Source organism: Gaetbulibacter sp. M240 (genome assembly GCF_043876815.1).
In the GTDB taxonomy this organism is placed as follows: Bacteria; Bacteroidota; Bacteroidia; order Flavobacteriales; family Flavobacteriaceae; genus Gaetbulibacter_A.
Genome location: NZ_JBAWKA010000007.1, coordinates 78,192 through 84,739 on the forward strand (window position 1 = coordinate 78,192; position 6,548 = coordinate 84,739).

Genomic DNA, 6,548 nt, shown 5'->3' on the forward strand with positions numbered 1-6,548 from the left:
AATTGCCTATAAATCTAAATGAAAATCTATCAAGAAATAGAATTAATTAAGGTTGTTTATTGCTTTTTCTTCATTTTGAGTTACTTCATCGATTTTCTTCATTTTTTATTCTAAATACTCGAGAATCTTAGCTTAATTTTATCACTTTAATCCCTGTATAAAACTGTTCTATTTAAATTATGGTATGCCCTTTATATTTCAAAACTATTTCGTTGGGCATACCATTACTTAATTTAATCAGGCAATTATTTGTATTGTTTCAAGCCTATTATTTTATCAATACTTTAGATGTCCTCTGCCATTCTCCATCATTCACCCAAACGGTATAAAGTCCCGACGATATGTTAGAAAGATTAATATCTAAAGTATTTTTCCCCGCTTCACTATGAAGGTCTTTTTCAAATACCACCTGTCCTAAAATTGAGAATATCTTCACCTTCACATCTGTAGATTTTTCCATGTAATAATTTAATGTAAAATTGCCATCGTTCGGATTTGGGTAAAGCTTGAGATTTTTATCTTTCCATTCTTCAGGTCCAGATTGGTTTGTTTCTTCTATTTCCTGATTCGGATTTTGTTGATTTCCAGTTGTAGTAATTGGTATTGATGATTTTACAATACCATCGTTTTTAGTAACAGATCTTCCATCTGCTACAATGATCTTTTCAATTGTTTTTGAAGACAGTGCTTTGTTCCAAAGTTTAAGTTCATCATAACCTATGCCAATGGAACCGCCTAAAAACCAGGTTTGAAATTGAAAGTGCCCTGTAGCAGGCATTTCTGTAACTCCTAGAGGATTAGCTAATGAAACTGGCTCTCCCTTAATGAAAGGGGTTCCTCTAACGCCCGGCATCCAAATAACCCTTTCAGCATAATTTGAGTTAAACGATGCCCTGCTATTTCCGTAAGTCACTGAATTAGGTTTGGAAATAATAATCTGCATATACTTTTGGGTGTGTGCCATAACCAAAAATATACGATACCAACCGGGACCCGCATCCAAACTACCTGGGTCCCATATTTCGTACTTCCAGGGGGTTCCAGCCGTTCCATTACCTTCCGGATCGTCGCTGTTATACATTTTGAAATACAGGGTATTACCTTTCAAGGATAATCCAAATTTGGTATCCACATAACTAGGTTTTATAGTATTACCTTGTAGATCAGTTGCATTTGTAGCACCTATCAAAACATGCTCTTTATTTGGATCTAAATATTGACCTTTTCGGACCCATAAAGAAATGGTAATACCATCTACTTGAGGGGTATCACCAATGATATCCTCAGAAGCTAAGCCCCAAAAAGCGCCTTTATCTACAACCTCTGTATCGTCGTCGATAGAAAACAGTATGGCACTTTGTTGTGCACTGTCAGAAATACCTTTTTGAGAATTCCCAACAATATGATCAGAAAACTCTACATTGCTAGGATTAATTACCTCAAATCTCATACTATTTTCAGGGACTACGTTGTTGTTTGCATCGAGGCTCCCAGCTATATTACTAGTATATCTACCGGAAGGTGAGGTTGGGGAAAAAGAATAACCAGCACCATAACCGGAAGTGTCGAACGCATCGAAACTCCAGTATAAATCTGCCTTAGGTAGATCTGCCGGTGTTCCCTGACCAAAAAAGGTGACCGCCTGAAACATCAGGATACCTGTTAAAATTATTTTTAAGTTCATTTCTTTAATTTTTAATGTTATTTTAATCAAAATCGGGAGCTTGTACATTTTTACCTATTTCTTTTAAAAACCTTAAAATCTCTGCAGGTCTGTCGGTAATAAAGTAGTCTTGCTTCGCATAGTAAATATTGTATAAAAAATCCCCCCGGCGATCAAATCTTGATGATATGGGATCTGCTCGGTCCGGCCCGTCATAATTGTTATCTAAAGAAGATTTTAACGGGGCTTCTGCATTTGGATCTAACTGATATTGTTCAGGATTCTGTTCTTTTACAACCTGAGGATTCGGAAGCGGTGAATCAGGAGCATTCATGTACAAAAATTTATTATCAAATCCCCTTCCACTTGTAGGCGTAATCGGGGTAACTCCAATCCATTTCGTTGCTGTGTTTTCTTGAATCCAATTGAGAAGATACTCAGTTCCATTGGAACTAAATCCATGTGAATTTTGTATCCCTTTCTGGAGACTGAAAACGTTAGCATCAGAAGTTCTGAGTTTCATCTGAACTTCTATTGCAGGAATATGCCAGCCATCTGATTCTTCTTTTGCCATCCATTGTTTAATTTTAGTAATACCATCAGAGTTTTGCGCACCCCCTTCAAATATCCAAGGGGTATGAATAGTCTGTTTAAAGAACTCATTTCCATATAGGTCTATGTAATTAGCTACCGTATGATCAGACTTATCTTTAAACGAAATATTATTTTCATAATCATGTTCAAGGGCATACCAATAAGCAGCATCCATTACTAACTCTCCTTTATCCAGTGATATAAACAGATTATGTTTCTTGGCTTCTTCAATACCTGCTTCATAGTCGGGTATATTTTCATCTGTCTGACAACCAAATCGATCTCTCAATTTAAACCGTTTTACGTCCCGATAGGTAAAAGAGTTAGGCTCTTTTATCCAGGCAGATTCAAAGTCATCAAAATAAGATGCCGATTGCCTCCAATTAGCGTCTATATAATTAAGTAATTCCGCTTTTTGGCTTCTTTGGGTTAATATCCAGGGCATCATCATAGGATCATAAGGTTGTACACATCCCGATTCGTTTGGACCAATCTTGTTTTCTGTATCCCAATCCGTTACTTCATCCGGTTGATACGCTACCCTAAACATAAAAGGATCATGGAAAAGCATCAGATGCGGAAGATTCGTTTCTGAGTTCAAGTATTGGGGATCCCAGTTTTTAGTAAGAGGATCTACGCCTATCTTCGTATAAGATATATCAAGCTCAATCAAATCATAACCGGCAGCAGCCGTTATTGCTGGAATTGAGTTTTCAGGTACATTTTTCCAACTTCCCCTGTGCCAGGCTACTATAAAACGCGCATTTTCAGGTATTGAACTTTTATTTAGAAACTTGTGATTTATAGGGGTATCTTGTAATTGTTTAGTGACTATCCCATTCCTACCCAAAGGGAAGGGACCATAGCCGGGATTAATGTTACGAAGCAGTACCCGTTTATTATCAACCATTTCCAACCTGAATAGAAAGTAATCTCTATTTCTACCATCAGCCGGAAAACCTTTAGTTGGGGTACCATCATGGTAGGCATCAAAGATCTTACCCAGCCGTGTTATCTCTCCTGGTGCTGTATCAAAAGGAAAATCAGTGATCGTCTTGAAGGCGGCTGCTTCCTTTTCCTGCAAAGTTCTTAAATCCCTTGAATCATTTTGATCCAACACAGGATTACTTGAAGCTACGAGGTAAATCACATTGTCATTTAGATTTTCCAAGTTAGGATAGAGGGCTATATTACATCCATATTCAGGGTACTTATCTGCTGCCTTCCGAATAGGAGCTCCGTAATTTCGATGCTTCAACTGCCGGGGAAATGCAATTTCCCATTTATAAAAGTTAGTGCTACTAGCAACATTATCATTCAATTTGCTAGGAGCAATACGCTCACCCTCTCCAGTATCAGAACTTTCGTTATCGTCATCCGGTCCTCCACCACATATAACACAATTGGTTATTTGGAAATCTGCATTAATTGCTTCATCCGTAATAGGACGTGCCAATCCACCGGCTTTTTCTTTCCATTTTCCATAGGTAACTATAGGACGGATGGAATAATTAACTCCGTTTACGTAAGTTGGAGGATAATATTCTGTTGATGAGATGGTATTATCTGCAGCCAAAAAAGGACCATTGGGTCCTAGAGTAATGGTTGCTAGAGGATTTGTTCCTTCTACATTGGAAAATTTTGCCTGATATCGATACAGATTATATGCAATAGTTGCACCATTTTCCTGAATTTCACCAAATTTACCAAGATTGATAGCATAAAAATCATTTACCCCATTCAATTCTTGTTGCGCTACAAGGTAGAAATAAGGAAAACCTATATATTCAGCGAACTCCAACGTATACTGTTTATCAACATTCGATTCATAAATTTTTTTTGGCAGTTTTTTAATTTGGCTAAATTTTTGTTCACTATTAGTTTCAGTCAAACCGTTAATATCAATTACAATCTTACCTGTTTGATCTGTTTGATAATAAAAATTATCAAACATTTGATAAGGTGTATAAGTTCTTGAGAACCTTCCTGGAATGTTTATTGATTTTATGGTGGTATTAGTAGCCTCTAATTTTACTACCACTGCCTCATAAGGAGCAGAATAACAATCTAAACTGGTATCTGTAGAACATTTAAAGCTCACCGCTTTTGACTGTTCTACAAAGTTGTTGTACTCTTCTGCTCCTTCTTCGTCACTATCTATTTCAGTTGGAACGATTATCTCAGTAGGAGTTCGAATTCGAAATTGTCTTGCAAATTCTGGTTCGTCCATATCATTACTATCTGGATCATCGTAACTTTCATAAACAGATTGGAAAGTAGGAGTATCCAAATTATACATTTTATATGCCGATGTCGCAAATGCCGCCGCAAGAACCCCGTTTCTAGACACTACTCGTTTGATGAAGAGTCTAGCCAATGGTGGGTTGGCATAAACTAAAGCAGCCGTAACTACAATACCAGCCGGAATATACCAGTAATTAGAGGCATCCATTGGTCTGTTCCACAGCTTCGTATAATCATTACTCTTGACTTTCGTCGATTTAGTAATATCCCAATGACCCTTTCTGTATGCAAAAACATCTCGAGGATTATAGGTGCTTATCCCCGTACTGGGGTCATAATCCGTAAGCTCATTACCGTAAACCAAATAGTCATCATTAAAAATAAAACCATAGTCAAAATTCTCAAAGTTATATATGGATTGAAATTCCGGTCGTCTATAAACTTCGACTTTTACATTGGGAGCAAGGCTAATGTTATTTTCATTATTAATTAAGTCAACATCGATACCAAATTCTTCATTTAAATCATCTTCATCGTGGTAATAACTTGTAGCATCCACCAATACCATTTTATCGATTTCTATATTTGGATGATTGCTAGTTGGCGCAGCAGAAATACCCGAGGTAAAGAAAACCGGACCACCTTTTACAGTAACTGAACCATCCTCATTCCAGGTAATCTCAGCATTATTGGGATTTTCAATTGTTGGTGGAATAAACTTTGAGGATTGTGATTGAACCCTAGGAACGTATAGTAGTGCTATAAAGGCAACTACCAAATAATATTTTTTATTAAAAAATAACATAGCCTTCTTATTTATTGTTTGATAATGCATCTACCTTAACTTCCAAAGCTCTAAGCGACTTTAATAAAGTAGCGTTAAGTGTTTCTTGATCCTGTAACTTATTATCCTGTTCTATGGTATACAGGGTAAGTTCTTCAATTTTCTTCAATAAAGTTATATTCATCTCATTACCACTAACACCATTTTCCTTTACTTCTTGCTGAGAAATAACTCCCGGCAAGTGCTTATGCTCTTTAATGTAAGCTTCAAGGTCGTCTAAACTGTCTAATTTGTAATCTTCTTCAAAAACATAATCTGGCCAGTATTTCCAATTTTCTTTTAGAATGTATGTCACGTCTTCTGTTGCGATACCTTTTTCAACAAACAATAACACATCATCTCTTGAATTTTCAGACCCAAAAATATGTTTCATATTCGTTGTTCCTATATGCACGCCGCCCTTAACACTTAAGGCTAATGAGTCCTTATCAACCGAGTAAATAGTAGCACTTGCTATTCTATCCTGTGTCATATTTGTTAAGGTCCCTGTTTCATCTACTAGGGTTAAGGGTTGCCCTACTATTAAATTCCCCCCGGTTTGAACGTTATAATTAGTTGCTAAATTTCCATCTGTATCAAAATCCCAATTAGATTTAGCAACTACTGCATCATCGAAACTCTTACCATCGAAAGTCTTAATATCAGAAAAAGATCTTATCAAAATTTCTCCAGGCTGTAGTGGAGAGGCAGTAGTCGTAAGATTAATTGAAGTGAAACCAACATTATCCGGTAAACGATCCGCAGCAATTTTTCCTGAAGTAATGCTTGCAGCATCCAAATCAAGCCCTGTTACTGTTGCACCTGTATAGTCTACCGTAGTTCCGGAAGCAAAGTTCACATTCCCGTTAAAAGAGGCTATGCCTAAGCTATTAAAACCGATTAAACCATCTGCAAAACTAGCTGAACCATCGGCATTTAAAAAGGTTTTTCCTCCCCCGATATTCAAGCCATCGTTAAATCGAGAAAGATTACCATCTAAAAGAACAATTTTACCTCCCACGAAGGAAGCAGCACCATCTGCTGAGTTAATACTCCATTTAGATATGTACTGTGATCCTGCGCTATCGTAATGACGACCAGATAATGTGTTATCGGTAAAATTTACCTGATTCAAAAAATCCGCACTAGTACTGGAAAGCGTTATATTCGGATTCATGGCATCACTTCCTATTTTAACAGCCGTTTTTGCATTTAAATTGTTAG

At 36.9% G+C, this 6,548-nt stretch carries 2 protein-coding genes and 1 pseudogene; all 3 read right to left on the reverse strand.

Going from position 1 to position 6,548, the window contains the following annotated elements:
• Positions 1–268: 268 nt before the first annotated feature.
• Positions 269–1,684 carry a T9SS type A sorting domain-containing protein gene (locus V8G61_RS15135; protein WP_394876735.1) on the reverse strand — a complete coding sequence of 472 codons (1,416 nt, stop codon included), beginning with the start codon at positions 1,682–1,684 and terminating at the stop codon, positions 269–271.
• A gap of 22 nt (positions 1,685–1,706) precedes the next feature.
• Positions 1,707–5,306, reverse strand: coding sequence for a glycerophosphodiester phosphodiesterase family protein (locus V8G61_RS15140; RefSeq protein WP_394876736.1), 3,600 nt, complete (start codon positions 5,304–5,306; stop codon positions 1,707–1,709).
• A 7-nt stretch (positions 5,307–5,313) separates the two neighbouring features.
• Positions 5,314–6,548 (reverse strand): annotated as a pseudogene (locus V8G61_RS15145) (hypothetical protein); the annotation flags it as partial.

Bases quoted from the DNA above. Each gene is read 5' to 3' on its own strand.
- V8G61_RS15135 (WP_394876735.1), bottom strand. From the start codon at position 1,684: ATGAACTTAAAAATAATTTTAACAGGTATCCTGATGTTTCAGGCGGTC.
- V8G61_RS15140 (WP_394876736.1), bottom strand. From the start codon at position 5,306: ATGTTATTTTTTAATAAAAAATATTATTTGGTAGTTGCCTTTATAGCA.